Origin of the sequence: Actinotalea sp. Marseille-Q4924 (assembly GCF_916618755.1) — a bacterium.
Lineage (GTDB): Bacteria > Actinomycetota > Actinomycetes > Actinomycetales > Cellulomonadaceae > Actinotalea.
The window spans coordinates 243,963-258,484 of the sequence record NZ_CAKAKB010000003.1 but is presented as its reverse complement, the minus strand read 5'-3'; the positions used below and the strand labels follow the sequence as shown (position 1 = coordinate 258,484).

The following is a 14,522-nucleotide window of genomic DNA, read 5'->3' as shown; positions in this document are numbered from 1 at the left end:
GGTGTCGCAGTCGCTCCCGGCGCTGCGAGCGTAGTCCCGGCCGACGGCGCCGCCTCACTCGTACGACACGGCGTCCAGCACGTCCATGCGCGCGGCACGGATCGCCGGCCACAGCGCCGCGAGGACGCCGATGACGACCGCGAGTCCGACGAGCACCCCGAGCTGCCCCCACGGCACGGCGAGCTCGCTGAGGCCCTCGTCGGCGAACACCGTCGGGAGGGTCGCGGCGAGGCCGACCCCCACGGCGACGCCCAGCACCGTCCCGAAGACGGCCGTGAGGACCGACTCGATGGTGACCACGGACGCCAGCTGGAGCCGGCCCAGCCCCACGGCCCGCAGCAGCCCGATCTCGCGCGTGCGCTCCGCGATGGACAGCGCGAGCGTGTTGACGATGCCCAGGACCGCGATGACGATCGACAGCCCGAGCAGCGCGTAGAGGATGACGAGGACCTGGTCCACCTGGTCCGCGAGCTGGTCCGCGAACGCCTCGTTGTCCAGCACGGACAGCACGACGTACGGCTGCACGACGGCGGTGACGTCGTCCTCCAGCTGCGCGAGGTCGGCGCCCTCGGCCGCGACGACGAAGACCGTGTCGATCGACCCCTCGGTCGCCGAGACGAGGGCGGTGAAGACGTCCTCGGGCAGGACGACCGGCGCGCCGATCGCCCGGGACTCGATGACCGCACCGATCTCCACGACCCGCTCACCCAGGGAGCCCACGAGCTCCAGCTCGTCGCCGACGGCCCAGCCCTCGTCCTCCGCGGCGCCCTCCTGGACCGCCACCGCCCCGTCGGCGAGCGCCTCGAACGAGCCGTCCACCAGGGGGACGTCGAGCGCCGTGCCGAAGGCGCCGGGGGGCAGGCCGACCGCGAACGTCGTGTCGCCGTCGACCGCGAGGGTCCCCACGCGGACGGCGTCCGCCCGCTCCACGGCGTCCAGGGCCGCGACCTGCTGGACCACCTCCTCCGGCACGGTCTGCGCGGCGGACTGCACGAGGAGGTCGGACGTCGACTCGTTCTCCACGATGACGCGCGTCGACGCCTGGGTGGACGTCGCGAGCACGGCGGCGGCACCGACGAGCGCCATGCCGATCATGAGGGCGCTCGCGGTGCTCGCGGTGCGGCGCGGGAGGCGGGTGACGTTGCCCCGCGCGAGCGCGCCGAGCGGGCGCACGGCCGCGACGAACGGCGACGCGAGCAGGCCCAGCGCGGGAGGCACGACGGCGGGTGCGAGCAGGAGCACCGCGACGACCACCGCCGCGGCGCCCAGCCCGAGCACGGTGCCCGCCTCCTCCACGCCACGGGTGGCGGCCGCGACCGCGACGACGCCGCCCACCAGCAGCACCGCTCCCGCGGCCGCACGGACCACCGAGCCGCGCTCGTGCGTCGTGACCTCGTCGCGCATGGCCTCGACGGGTGGGGTGAGGGCCGCGCGACGCGCCGGGACGGCGGCCGCCACCAGGCTCACCAGGGTCCCCGTGACGACGGAGACGACCACGGTGAAACCGTCGACCGGGATGCGGCCCGACAGCTCCATGCCCATCGAGGCGAAGAAGCCCCGCAGGCCGGCGACGAGCGCCACGCCGGCACCCACGCCCGCCGCGGAGCCGAGGACGCCGACGACCAGCGCCTGCACGAGGATCGACGTGAACACCTGCACGGGCGAGGCGCCGACGGCCCGCAGCATCGCGAACTCGCGCTGTCGCTGCCGGACGACCATCTGGAAGGTGTTGGCGATGATGAACGCCCCGACGAACAGCGAGACGGCCGCGAAGACGAGCAGGAACGTCGAGATGAAGCCGAGCACCTCCTGCACCGACGCCTCGGACTCCGTGCGGAGCTGCTCCCCCGTGACCGCCGCGACCTCCGGACGGTCGATCGCGGCGTCGAGCCGCTCGACGAGCTCCGGCTCGGACACGCCGTCCTCGCCGTAGACGGCCATGGTGGAGACGGTGCCGTCAGCGGCGTAGAGCGAGGTCGCGGTCGCGACGTCGAGGAACACGATCGTGGCCCCGGCCACGGGCGCCCCGAACTGCACCTCGCCGACCACCTCCGCCTCGACGAGGCCCGGACCGACGACCACGGTGGTCGTGTCGCCGATCTCCAGCCCCGAGGCGGCGAGGCTCGCCGACTCCAGCGCGATCTCGTCGGCGCCGTCGGGGGCACGCCCGTCGACGACGGTCGCCGCCGGGTCCTGCGGGTGCAGGCCGACCGCGAAGCTCGGAGCGCCCCCGCCGCTGATGACGGCGGTGCCGTCCGCGCCGACGACGACGATCGGCCCAGTCACGTCGGGCAGCACCGACCGCACGCCCTCGACCCGCTCGGCGTCCGCCGCGACGTCGAGCGGGATGCGGTTGCGGCCGGACCCGGTCGTGGGGTCGGTCGCTCCGGCGGACTCGCTCGCGCCGCGGAGGTACGCGTCGCCCACGACCGAGCTGCTGATGATGTCCGTGAACGTGCTCGACAGCATGGTGCGCAGGGAGAAGGTGCCCGCGACGAAGGCGACCCCGAGCAGGACCGCGAGGACGGACAGCAGGAAGCGGCCCAGGTGGCTGCGGATGCCCCGCAGCGCGACCCGGGTCACCGTGCCACCGAGCCCGCGGCGTCGTCGGCGTGACGGCGGTCCTGGCCGGGGTGGGCCGGCTGGGCGTGCGCCGGGGACAGCTCGCGGAGGGCGTCCAGGACCGACTCCGAGGTCGGGTCCTCGAGCTCGCCCACGAGCCGGCCGTCGGCCAGGAACAGGACGCGGTGCGCGTACGACGCCGCCGTGGGGTCGTGCGTGACCATGACGATCGCCTGGCCGAGCTCGTCGACCGAGCCGCGCAGGAAGCCCAGGACCTCTGCGGAGGACCGCGAGTCCAGGTTCCCGGTGGGCTCGTCGGCGAACACGACCGCCGGTCGGGCGATGAGCGCCCGGGCGCACGCGACGCGCTGCTGCTGCCCGCCGGAGAGCTCTCCCGGTCGGTGGTCGAGCCGGTCCCGCAGCCCGACGGCGTCCACGACGGTGTCGAACCACTCACGGTCGAGGCGCCCGCGCGCGATGTCGACGGGGAGGGTGATGTTCTCCTCCGCCGTCAGGGTCGGGATGAGGTTGAACGCCTGGAACACGAAGCCGAGCCGGTCCCGCCGCAGCCGCGTCAGCCGGCGCTGGCTCATGCTCGAGACCTCCTCCCCGTCGACCACGACGGAGCCCGCGGTCGGGGTGTCCAGGCCGGCCATGCAGTGCATGAGCGTCGACTTGCCGGACCCGGACGGGCCCATGATCGCGGTCAGCTCGCCCCGCTCCAGGTCGACGCTCACCCCGTCGAGCGCGCGGACCGCGGCCTCGCCCCTGCCGTAGGTCTTGACCAGGTCCCGCGCCGAGGCGATCGGGCCCACGCCCGGGTCGGCGGCCAGTGCTCGCATGTGTCCGTCCTTGGTCGTGCCCCCCGGTGACCGGCGGGGCGCCGTGCGGCCGCCGTCTGCGGCCCGTGTCGTCTCGGTGGTGCTCGTCTCGATGCCGATCTTCGCGGAGCGCCGAGGACCTCGTCATCGGGGAGCGCCCGGAGACCTCCCTGAGTACAAGCGTGCGGACGGTCCGGGTCGTTCCCGGGTGACCTCAGGGGACGGACCCCGAGCGTCCCGGAGTCTGGGAGAATCGGCGCCCATGAGCGAGCAGACCCCCACGGCCCCCCTGCCGGAGCCGACGTCGTCGCCGACGTCGCCGAGCGCGTCCTTGTCGCGCGTACCGGAGAAGGTCGGTCTGGAGGGCCTCGAGGCGCGCTGGTCGACGGTCTGGGACGAGCGCGGCACGTACGCGTTCGACCGGTCGCGCACCCGGGCCGACGTGTACTCGATCGACACCCCGCCCCCGACCGTGTCCGGGTCCCTGCACGTCGGTCACGTGTTCTCGTACACGCACACGGACGTCGTCGCGCGGTTCCAGCGCATGCGCGGCCGGGAGGTCTTCTACCCCATGGGGTGGGACGACAACGGCCTGCCGACGGAGCGTCGCGTCCAGAACTACTACGGCGTCCGCTGCGACCCGACGCTGCCGTACGACCCCGACTTCTCCCCGCCGCAGGAGGGCGGCGAGGGCAGGAGCGCGCGGGCGGCGGACCAGGTGCCGGTCTCGCGCCGCAACTTCGTCGAGCTCTGCCAGCGGCTCACCGTCGAGGACGAGCAGCAGTTCGAGGCGCTGTGGCGCCGGCTCGGCCTGTCGGTGGACTGGTCGCAGACGTACCAGACCATCGACGAGCGCTCCCGGGCGATCGCCCAGAAGGCCTTCCTGCGCAACCTCGCCCGCGGCGAGGCGTACCAGGCCGAGGCGCCCGGCCTGTGGGACGTGACGTTCCAGACCGCCGTCGCGCAGGCCGAGCTCGAGGCCCGCGAGTACCCCGGCCACTTCCACCGGGTCGCGTTCCATCGGGCCGACCGCTCCGGACCGGTGCACGTCGAGACGACGCGTCCGGAGCTCATCCCGGCGTGCGTCGCGCTCATCGCCCACCCCGACGACGAGCGGTACCAGCCCCTGTTCGGCACGACGGTCCGCTCGCCGCTGTTCGACGTCGAGGTGCCGGTGCTGGCCCATCCCGCCGCGGAGCCGGACAAGGGTGCCGGCATCGCGATGTGCTGCACCTTCGGCGACCTCACCGACGTGCAGTGGTGGCGCGAGCTGCAGCTCCCGACGCGTTCCGTCGTGCAGCGCGACGGGCGCCTGGCCCGCGAGACGCCCGAGTGGATCACGAGCGGCAGCGGACGACGCCACTTCGAGGACATGGCGGGCCGCACGACGTTCTCGGCGCGCACCGCCGTCGTCGACGCCCTGCGCTCGTCCGGGGACCTGGAGGGTGAGCCGACGCCCACCCAGCGGATGGCGAACTTCTACGAGAAGGGTGACAAGCCCCTCGAGATCGTCACCTCGCGCCAGTGGTACATCCGCAACGGCGGCCGCGACGAGGGCACCGGCGCCGGCCTGCGCGAGGGCCTCCTCGCCCGCGGCGCGGAGCTGCAGTTCCACCCCGAGTTCATGCGGGTCCGCTACGAGAACTGGGTGAACGGGCTCAACGGCGACTGGCTCGTCTCGCGGCAGCGGTTCTTCGGCGTCGCGATCCCGCTGTGGTACCCCCTGACGGCCGACGGCGAGGTCGACCACGACCACCCGATCGTCCCGGAGGAGGCGCTGCTGCCGGTCGACCCCAGCAGCGACGTGCCCCCCGGCTTCACCGAGGACCAGCGCGGCGCCCCCGGTGGGTTCGTCGGCGACGCCGACATCATGGACACCTGGGCGACGTCGTCCCTGACCCCCCAGATCGCCGGCGGCTGGGAGCGGGACCCGGACCTGTTCGAGCGCGTCTTCCCCATGGACCTGCGCCCGCAGGGGCAGGACATCATCCGCACCTGGCTGTTCTCGACCGTGCTGCGGTCCCACCTCGAGCACGGCTCGCTGCCCTGGAAGCACGCCGGCATCTCCGGCTGGATCCTCGACCCCGACCGCAAGAAGATGTCGAAGTCCAAGGGCAACGTCGTCACGCCGATGGGGCTGCTCGAGGAGCACGGGTCGGACGCGGTCCGGTACTGGGCGGCCTCGGCGCGCCTCGGCACCGACGCGGCGTTCGAGGTCGGTCAGATGAAGATCGGCCGACGCCTCGCCATCAAGGTGCTCAACGCGAGCCGCTTCGCGCTCGGCTTCGCGGGCGAGGACGTGCCGCTGGACCGACCCCTGGACCCGGCCGACGTCGTCGTGCCCCTGGACCGGGCGATGCTCGCCGGCCTCGCGGACGTCGTGCGCCGCGCGACGGAGGCCCTGGAGGCGTACGACCACACGCGTGCCCTCGAGCTCACCGAGACGTTCTTCTGGACCTTCTGCGACGACTACCTGGAGCTGGTCAAGGACCGCGCCTACGGCTCGGGCGACGAGGTGCCGACGCCCGGCACCGTGTCCGCGCGCACGGCGCTCGGCATCGCCCTGGACGTGCAGCTGCGCCTGCTCGCGCCGGTGCTCCCGTTCGCGACCGAGGAGGTCTGGTCGTGGTGGCGCAGCGGCTCGGTGCACCGGGCGCCGTGGCCCGCACCGGACGCCCTCGCGGACGCGGGCGCCGACGCGGACCCCGCCACCCTCGAGGCGGCCGGCCGTGCTCTCGCGGCGCTGCGGAAGGTCAAGTCGGAGGCGAAGGTCTCCATGCGGACACGCATCCTCACGGCCGAGCTCGCGGTGCCCGCCGGCCAGCTCCCGCTGGTCGAGATCGCCCTGCAGGACGTCCGCGCCGCGGGACGCGCGGTCGGGCTGACGCTCGTCGGCGAGGAGGGGCTGGAGACGGCCGTCGTGCGCGGCGCCGAGCTCGAGCAGCCGTGACGCCCGGGAGTCGGTAGGTCCCCACGTCGCCGCGGCGGACGGTGCCGGGCGGTCCGACCGCCCGGCACCGTCCGGGTCAGTGGTGGCCGCGGCGGTGGGAGTCGCCCGTGTACGCCGGGGCGGTCTCGTGCGGCGTCGACGCGTCCGTCCACCGGAGCAGCGCTCCGAGCCCGTCCACGAGGGTCACGCTGCCCTCGAGCGCGAACGTGAAGCCCGCGTCCTGGGCGAGGGCGGCGCGCAGGACGGCGATGTCGGCCCGCAGCTCGTGCGCCTCGTCGTCGGGCACACCGAGCGCCGCGAGGTCCCGCCGGCTCGTGGCCAGGAGCAACGGGTCCGAGCCGACCCACAGCGACCGCTCGTTGAGGTGGGCCACCGAGTCCCCCGCGGCGTTGCGCAGGACCACGAGCTCCTGGACCTGACCCTTCCTGAGCACGTCGACGACGTCGCCGAGCTCCGTCACGGCGCCGTCCCCGCGGCCCAGTGCCTCGCGGACGCGGTCGACGACACCCTCGCGACGGCGTGCGCGGTGCGCCTCGAGGACCTCGGCGACGTGCCGGGCGAAGGACTCCGCCTTGACGCCGTCCGCCCGCGCGCCGCCGTGCACCTCGGTGAGGACCGCGGCCGTCTCGTGGCCGGCTGCCTCCTTGAGCAGCCCGACGGCGCGGACGTCGCCGGTGACGAGGACGAGCTCGGGCTTGTAGCGGGTGACGATGCGCTCGACCTCCTCGGCCACCGCCTCGGCGTTGCGCTCCCAGGAGTCCTGCACGCGGGCCTGGAAGCGACGGTGCGACCAGCCGCCCCCCTGGAACTTGTGCAGGACGTCGTGGCCGCCCTCGACCTCACCGAGCTCGGTGTCCGGGCGGTGGGAGTCGGCACCGGACCAGCTGAGGTCCGCCCCGGAGCGGTCGATCTCCACGAGCAGGTACCGGACGGCCTCGTCGGCCGCCCGGACCGCGGGCAGCAGCGACGGCGAGCCGTCGTGGAACGCCTCGTCGCGGACGGGCGGGTCGGGCAGGACGTGGTCGAAGAGCACCTGCTCGCCGGAGACGACGAGGTAGCGCCCGTGGGGCCCGGGGACGTGCGTCGGACGCAGGATCAGGTCCTGCATGACGTCGAGGGTCCGCGTCGGCGCGCCCCGCTGCTCCAGCTCTCGCCGCAACCCGTTCCAGCGGCTCCGGATCTCCTTGTCCCCGACGTCCTCGGACCGGCTGACGTCGAGGCACACCGTGGTCAGAGGGCCGTCGTGGTGGAGCAGGGGCTTGAGCGAGTCGAGCTTCATCGAGCACCTCACGATGGGGTCGCGGGAACCGGCCGAACCGGCTCGTCGGTCCCCTCCCACCCTGGTCCACGGGGGCGGCCGACGCCAGCCCTGCGGGTCGTCGATGTGACCCGACGCGCAGGGCCCGCGGGTCAGGCCGAGGTCAGGCCGACTTCTCGCGGGGGGTGCGCTTCGACGGCGCCTCGCGCGGCACGATCGTCGGGTTGACGTTCTCCAGCACGACCTCGCGGGTGATGACGACACGGGCCACGTCGTCGCGGCTCGGCACCTCGAACATCACCTGCTGGAGGACCTCCTCGAGGATCGCCCGCAGGCCACGGGCGCCCGTGCCCCGCAGCAGGGCCTGGTCCGCGACGGCCTCCACCGCGTCCGAGGTGAACTCCAGCTCCACCCCGTCGATCTCGAACATCCGCTGGTACTGCTTGACCAGCGCGTTCCGCGGCTCCGTGAGGATGCGCACGAGCGCCGACTGGTCCAGCGGGGAGACCGTCGTGATGACCGGCACGCGGCCGATGAACTCGGGGATGAGGCCGAACTTCAGCAGGTCCTCCGGCATGACCTCGCCGAACACGTCGGTGTCGTCGGCGGAGTGCAGGGGCGCACCGAAGCCGATGCCCCGGCGCCCTGCGCGGGACGTGATGATCTCGTCCAGACCGGCGAACGCGCCCGCCACGATGAACAGGACGTTCGTCGTGTCGATCTGGATGAACTCCTGGTGCGGGTGCTTGCGTCCGCCCTGCGGGGGGACGGAGGCCGTCGTGCCCTCGAGGATCTTCAGCAGCGCCTGCTGCACGCCCTCGCCGGAGACGTCCCGGGTGATCGACGGGTTCTCGCTCTTGCGGGCGATCTTGTCGACCTCGTCGATGTAGATGATCCCCGTCTCGGCCTTCTTGACGTCGTAGTCCGCCGCCTGGATGAGCTTGAGCAGGATGTTCTCGACGTCCTCGCCGACGTAGCCGGCCTCCGTCAGCGCGGTCGCGTCGGCGATCGCGAAGGGCACGTTGAGCATCTTCGCGAGCGTCTGGGCGAGATAGGTCTTGCCGCAGCCCGTGGGGCCGATGAGCAGGATGTTGGACTTCGCCAGCTCGACGTCGTCACCCGCGCTGCGGGCCGCCTCGCCCGCCTGGATGCGCTTGTAGTGGTTGTACACGGCGACGGCGAGGGACCGCTTCGCCGGCTCCTGGCCGACGATGTACTGCTCGAGGAACTCGAAGATCTCCCGCGGCTTGGGGAGCTCCACCATGCCGACCTCGGTCGCCTCGGCGAGCTCCTCCTCGATGATCTCGTTGCACAGGTCGATGCACTCGTCGCAGATGTAGACCCCGGGGCCGGCGATGAGCTTCTTGACCTGCTTCTGGCTCTTGCCGCAGAAGGAGCACTTGAGCAGGTCTGCGCCCTCGCCGATCCGTGCCACAGCTGGCTCCCTCCTGGTGGGTGCACCGGCGTGCACCCTTCACCGCGTCAACCACCATTCCACACCACGTCCCGGAGGCTGTCAGCCCGCCGCACGGTACGTGTCCGGATCGATACGGAGGACGCGCCACGCTCCGACCGACCTCGCGGGGCACCGGGAGACCGGTGCCCCGCGCCCGCGCTCAGGACGATGCAGCAGGGAGCAGCGCCGCCTTGCGGCTCTCCAGCACCTGGTCGACCAGGCCGTACTCGTGCGCCTGGGCGGCCGTGAGGATCTTGTCGCGCTCGATGTCGTGGCGGACCTTCTCCACCGGCTGGCCGGAGTGCAGGGCGATCGTCTCCTCGAGCCACTCCCGCATGCGGATGAGCTCGTTGGCGTGGATCTCGATGTCGGAGGCCTGCGCGTAGCCACCGCCCTCCATGGCGGGCTGGTGGATGAGGACACGCGCGTTGGGCAGCGCGAGGCGCTTGCCCGGCGACCCGGCGGCCAGCAGCACCGCGGCGGCCGATGCCGCCTGACCGAGGCAGACGGTCTGGATCTGCGGCTTGATGTACTGCATCGTGTCGTAGATCGCCGTGAGCGCCGTGAAGGAGCCGCCGGGCGAGTTGATGTACAGGATGATGTCGCGGTCCGGGTCCTGGCTCTCCAGCACGAGGAGCTGCGCCATCACGTCGTCGGCCGACGCGTCGTCGACCTGGACGCCCAGGAAGATGATCCGGTCCTCGAACAGCTTGGTGTACGGGTCCTGCCGCTTGAAGCCGTAGGCCGTGCGCTCCTCGAACTGCGGGAGGACGTAGCGGGAGGACGGCGCGCCGAACGGCAGGGCCGCGCCGCCCGCGGTGCCTCCGGCCAGCGCGGACGCGCGGGCGATGAACTGGTGCTCGGTGCTCACAGGTGCTCCTCGATGTGTGGTGGCCGTCGGGCGGGGTGCGCGGGTCAGGACGCGGCCGTGCCGCCGCCCCCGCTGACCGAGCCGGCGTGGGTGACGACGTGGTCGACGAACCCGTACTCCAGGGCCTCCGGAGCGGTGAACCACCGGTCCCGGTCGGAGTCGGCGTTGATCTGCTCGACGGTCTTGCCCGTCTGCTCCGCGATGAGCTCCGCGAGCACGCGCTTCATGTGGAGGATGAGCTCGGCGTTGATCCGGACGTCGGTGGCGGTGCCGCCGATGCCGCCGGACGGCTGGTGCATCATCACCCGGGCGTGCGGGGTCGCGTACCGCTTGCCCTTCGCGCCGGAGGAGAGCAGGAACTGCCCCATCGACGCGGCCATGCCCATCCCGACGGTGGCGACGTCCGGCTTGATGAACTGCATCGTGTCGTAGATCGCCATGCCGGCCGTGATCGAGCCGCCGGGCGAGTTGATGTAGAGGTAGATGTCCTTGTCCGGGTCCTCCGCGGCCAGGAGCATCATCTGCGCGCAGATGGCGTTCGCGTTCTCGTCCCGGACCTCGGAGCCGAGCCAGATGATCCGCTCGCGCAGCAGACGGTTGTAGATGCTGTCGTTGAGACCCATCGAGGGCGCGTCCCCGCGCGCCCCCCGCGGGGTCAGGTCTGCCTGCGTGTCGTTCACGGCTCTCCTCGTCCTGGACCACCCGGGCGTCCCCCGGGACTGACGTGTGCAGCGACCCTAACGCGGGCCACCGACGCCTGATGCCCGCTCCCGGACCGTTTCGCTGACGGCGCACGCGACGAGCCCCGCACCACCGGGCGGGTGGTGCGGGGCTCGTCGGACGTGCTCTGCTGCCGGGTCAGGCCTGGGTCGCCGCGGCGTCCTCGGAGTCCTCGTCGTCGGCCTCGGCGGCGGCGTCCGTCGCGTCCACCGGCTCCGTCCCCGGCTCCGTGACGGTCTCGAACGCGGCCTCGGCGGCGTCGTCCTCGTCCGTGCCGATGTACTCGCTGAGGTCGACCGGCCGGCCGGAGGCGTCGACGACCGCGACGCGGCGCAGCGCCACCGCCACCGCCTTGGAGCGACCCACCTCGGCGATCATCGTCGGGATCTGGCCCTGCTCGTCCACGGTCTTGATGAACGTGTTGGGGTCCATGCCGTACTGGCGCGAGGCGCTGACGAGGTACTCCAGCAGCTCGTTCTGGCCGACCTTGACCTCCAGCTGCTCGGCGAGCGTGTCCAGGAGGATCTGGTTGCGCAGCGCGTCCTGCGCCTGCGTCGTGACCTCGGCGCGGTGCTCGTCGTCCTCCAGGCGCCCCTCGGACTCGAGGTGGCGGTGCACCTCCGCCTCGACGACGCCGGCGGGCACCGGGATGTCCAGACCGTCCTGCAGCTTCTCGACGAGGGCGTCGCGGGCCTGGACAGCCTGCGACTGGGCCTTCGTGCCCGCGACCTGGGTCCGCAGGTCCTCGCGAAGCTCCTCGACGGTGTCGAACTCGGACGCCATCTGAGCGAAGTCGTCGTCGGCGGCGGGGAGCTCGCGGGTCTTGACGGTGGTCGCCGTGACGGTGACGAGCGCCGTCTCGCCGGCGTGCTCGCCGCCGGCGAGGGCCGTCTCGAACGTCGTCGTCTCCCCGGCCGAGAGGCCGGTGAGCGCCTCGTCGAGACCCTCGAGCAGGTTGCCGGAGCCGATCTGGTAGGAGATCCCGCTGACCGAGTCGACCTCCTCCTCGCCCACGGCGGCCCGGAGGTCGACGACCACGAAGTCGCCGTCGCCCGCGGGGCGGTCGACGCCCACGAGGGTGCCGAAGCGCTCGCGCAGCGAGGTGAGCCGCTCCTCGACGTCCTCGTCGGAGACCGTGACGTCCTCGACCGTGACGGTGAGCCCGTCCAGGGACGGGAGCTCGACGGTCGGCCGGATCTCGACCTGCGCGGTGAAGGTCATGCCGCCCTCGGTGCCCGTCAGCGCCGGCACCTCGGTGACCTCGATCTCGGGCTGGCCCAGGGGTCGCAGGTCGGCCTCGGAGACGGCCTGACGGTAGAAGGTGGGCATCCCGTCGTTGACGGCGTGCTCGATGATCGCGGGGCGGCCGACGCGCTGCTCCAGCAGGCGGGCGGGGACCTTGCCCTTGCGGAAGCCGGGGATCTGCACCTGCGAGCCGATGTGCTCGTACGCGTGGTCGATGCTCGGCTTCAGCTCGTCGTACGACACCTCGACGGTCAGCTTGACCGTGGTGGCGTCCAGGTTCTCGACGGCGCTCTTCACAGCAGTGGTCTCCCAGGGCTCGACGGATCCGGGGGCGGTCCCCGACTCGTGCGGTGCTCGCCACGTGCCCGCCGCGGGTGGCGGCAGGGCGGGGGTGACGGTCCTCGTGGCCCACGCGCAGGCACGCCGAGGTGACGCGCGCGGCGCCCCGATCGTACGGCACCGGGCGTGGGCACCAGGGTCGGGATGGACGGATTCGAACCGACGACCTTCCGCTCCCAAAGCGGACGCGCTACCAACCTGCGCCACATCCCGTGCCCGACGAGCGTAGCGGGGTGGGCGTCGACTTCGTGGTCTCCGACGATCCGGCTACCCTGGGCCCGCTGCCGCGGCATCCCGCCGGAACGGCACGTGCGGGCGTAGCTCAATGGTAGAGCCCCAGTCTTCCAAACTGGCTACGCGGGTTCGATTCCCGTCGCCCGCTCCCGCCGCTCCCGCTCTCGCTCGCCGCGCCGTCCCGGCGCCGAGTCCCTAGGGTCTGCGCATGGGACCCGCTCCTGCCGCGCGGCGGCACCGGTCGTCCCGTCCGCGCGCCGTGGCCGGTCCCCCTCGACACCGCTCGGGCGACGCCCGGTCCCCCGGGCACGCGCTCGCTGCGGGAGCCGCGGCGAGCCTCCTCCTCGTGGCGGGGCTCACGCAGGGTGCGATCGCGGCATCCGGTGCGGGCGCCGCCCGTACCGACGTGCCCGCTGCCGCGGCCCCGGGCACCACGGCAGCGCCTCCGTCTTCCGCGCCCGACGGTGGGGGCGCGGACGGCACCGCCGTGGCGCCGGGTGTCCCGGACCTGACGTCCGCGGTCGCCGACCCCCCGCCCGACCCCCTGCCCGGCGGCACCCTGCCCGCACCGGCGGGCCTGGGACCCGGGCCCGCCCCGGCGGCGGCGACCGGGACCACGCCCGGCACGACGTCGGGGACGGCGGCCGGCGCGGAGCCGTCCGCGGGGTCCGAGGCGGCGGCGTCGTCCCCAGCGGCACCGGGCTGCGTCCCGGCGCCGCTGGAGGAACGGGCGGCCGCCGTCCTCGTCGTCGGTCTGCCCGGCGTCACGAGCGCCGACCAGGACCTGGCCCGCGAGGTGGTGGAGCTGGGTGTCGGCGGCGTGTTCCTGTCCTCCTCCAACGTCCGCACGGCGCGGCAGACGACGGACCTCGTCACCGGGCTCCAGGCCGGCATGGACGTCGCGCACGGGCGTCCGCTCGTGGTGTCGACGGACGAGGAGAGCGGTCGCGTGGCCCTCGCACGGCAGGTCGTCGGCGCCGGGCCGTCGCCGCGGTCCCTCGCCGCGTCGAGCACGCCGGCCGAGGTCGAGCAGTTCGCGGCGGCGTCCGGGACGCGACTGGCCGAGCTGGGTGTCACGCTGAACCTCGCACCGGTCGTCGACCTCGACGAGGGTCCGGCCGACGGCGTCATCGGTGACCGGGCCTTCGGCGCGGACCCCGACGTGGTGACCCGCTACGCCGCCGCGTACTGGCGGGGCCTGGCATCGGCGGGCGTGGCACCCACGGTCAAGCACTTCCCCGGCCACGGCCGGTCGGTGACCGACACCCACGCCGAGGGCGACGTGGTCGAGACGTCGCTCGGGGAGCTCCTGCGCACCGACCTCGTGCCGTTCGCCCGCGCGGTCGAGGACGGCGTGCCCGTCGTCATGCTCAACCACCTGGGCTACCGCGCCCTGGACCCGCACCTGCCGGCCAGCCTGAGCCCCGCCGCGTACGCGGCGCTGCGGGAGATGGGCTTCGAGGGGGTCGCCATGACCGACAGTCTCGGCATGGGCGCGGTGCACCAGCGGTGGGACTTCCCGGAGTCGGTGGTCCTCGCCGTGCAGGCGGGGGCGGACGCGGCGCTGACCACCGACGGCTCGCAGGCGCGAGGGATGCGCGACGCGCTCGTCGCCGCGGTGCGCGCCGGCGCCCTGCCCGAGGACCGGCTGTCCGAGGCCGCCGCCCGGGTGACGGCGCTCGCGGGCGGCGACCCGGTGCGGATGTCGTGCGTGGACGTCGAGCTGCCCGCCGTCCGGGCCGAAGCGGCCCAGCAGGACGCCGGCCGCGCTCCTGCAGCGCCCGGGCCCGACGACGGACCATGACCGTCCGCTGTGGTGGGGGCGGTGGATCCGCTAGGTTCGTCCGCAGGAGCGGTGACCCGCCGCACGGCCGGGAGGAGGAGGCATGAGCTCGAGCGCTCGCCCCACCCGTCGGCCCTCCGCCGCCCCGCCGTCGTGCCCGCTCCCGACGGTCGGCCGCCCCTGCGGGTGCGTCGCCGGCTGCTGCTGTCCGTAGAGCGCTGGAGCACGCGCGGGATCCCGCGCACCCCCAGGACGCGCCAGCGCTCGAGCCCCGGCCACCGCG

General features: G+C 73.4%; 9 protein-coding genes and 2 tRNA genes. 3 read left to right on the top strand and 8 right to left on the bottom strand.

Annotation, left to right across the window (positions count from 1 at the left end; genetic code table 11):
• Window positions 1-54: 54 nt before the first annotated feature.
• Entirely contained in the window at window positions 55-2,583 is a 2,529-nt protein-coding gene (locus LG379_RS07925; protein ID WP_225754044.1) for an ABC transporter permease, read from the bottom strand.
• A complete protein-coding gene (locus LG379_RS07920; RefSeq protein WP_225754043.1) occupies window positions 2,580-3,404 on the bottom strand; it encodes an ABC transporter ATP-binding protein in 825 nt (274 codons plus the stop codon). The genes LG379_RS07925 and LG379_RS07920 overlap by 4 nt, the downstream gene beginning before the upstream one ends.
• Window positions 3,405-3,645: 241 nt before the next feature.
• On the opposite strand from LG379_RS07920, the gene valS reads away from it, so the two are divergent.
• A complete protein-coding gene (gene valS / locus LG379_RS07915) occupies window positions 3,646-6,333 on the top strand; it encodes a valine--tRNA ligase (protein WP_225754042.1) in 2,688 nt (895 codons plus the stop codon).
• 76 nt (window positions 6,334-6,409) lie between these two features.
• Here the strand turns inward: valS and LG379_RS07910 are convergent, their stop codons facing one another.
• The 6 genes from LG379_RS07910 to LG379_RS07885 form a co-directional block, all read right to left on the bottom strand.
• Window positions 6,410-7,612, bottom strand: coding sequence for a Vms1/Ankzf1 family peptidyl-tRNA hydrolase (locus LG379_RS07910; RefSeq protein ID WP_225754041.1), 1,203 nt, complete (start codon window positions 7,610-7,612; stop codon window positions 6,410-6,412).
• 142 nt (window positions 7,613-7,754) lie between these two features.
• Entirely contained in the window at window positions 7,755-9,026 is a 1,272-nt protein-coding gene (clpX, locus tag LG379_RS07905) for an ATP-dependent Clp protease ATP-binding subunit ClpX (RefSeq protein WP_225754040.1), read from the bottom strand.
• A 181-nt stretch (window positions 9,027-9,207) separates the two neighbouring features.
• On the bottom strand, window positions 9,208-9,918 hold the full coding sequence (locus LG379_RS07900; RefSeq protein WP_304522426.1) for an ATP-dependent Clp protease proteolytic subunit: 711 nt from the start codon (window positions 9,916-9,918) through the stop codon (window positions 9,208-9,210).
• Window positions 9,919-9,962: 44 nt separating this feature from the next.
• Window positions 9,963-10,541 (bottom strand): ATP-dependent Clp protease proteolytic subunit, encoded by a 579-nt coding sequence (locus tag LG379_RS07895; protein WP_225754892.1) that lies wholly within the window; start codon window positions 10,539-10,541, stop codon window positions 9,963-9,965.
• 235 nt (window positions 10,542-10,776) lie between these two features.
• Window positions 10,777-12,180: a trigger factor gene (gene tig / locus LG379_RS07890; RefSeq protein WP_225754039.1), complete on the bottom strand. Its 1,404-nt coding sequence runs from the start codon at window positions 12,178-12,180 to the stop codon at window positions 10,777-10,779.
• A gap of 181 nt (window positions 12,181-12,361) precedes the next feature.
• Window positions 12,362-12,435, bottom strand: a tRNA-Pro gene (locus LG379_RS07885).
• A 98-nt stretch (window positions 12,436-12,533) separates the two neighbouring features.
• On the opposite strand from LG379_RS07885, the gene LG379_RS07880 reads away from it, so the two are divergent.
• Together LG379_RS07880 and LG379_RS07875 are read left to right on the top strand one after the other, a co-directional pair.
• Window positions 12,534-12,604, top strand: a tRNA-Gly gene (locus LG379_RS07880).
• 60 nt (window positions 12,605-12,664) lie between these two features.
• Window positions 12,665-14,260 carry a glycoside hydrolase family 3 N-terminal domain-containing protein gene (locus LG379_RS07875; RefSeq protein ID WP_225754038.1) on the top strand — a complete coding sequence of 532 codons (1,596 nt, stop codon included), beginning with the start codon at window positions 12,665-12,667 and terminating at the stop codon, window positions 14,258-14,260.
• Window positions 14,261-14,522: the final 262 nt, after the last annotated feature.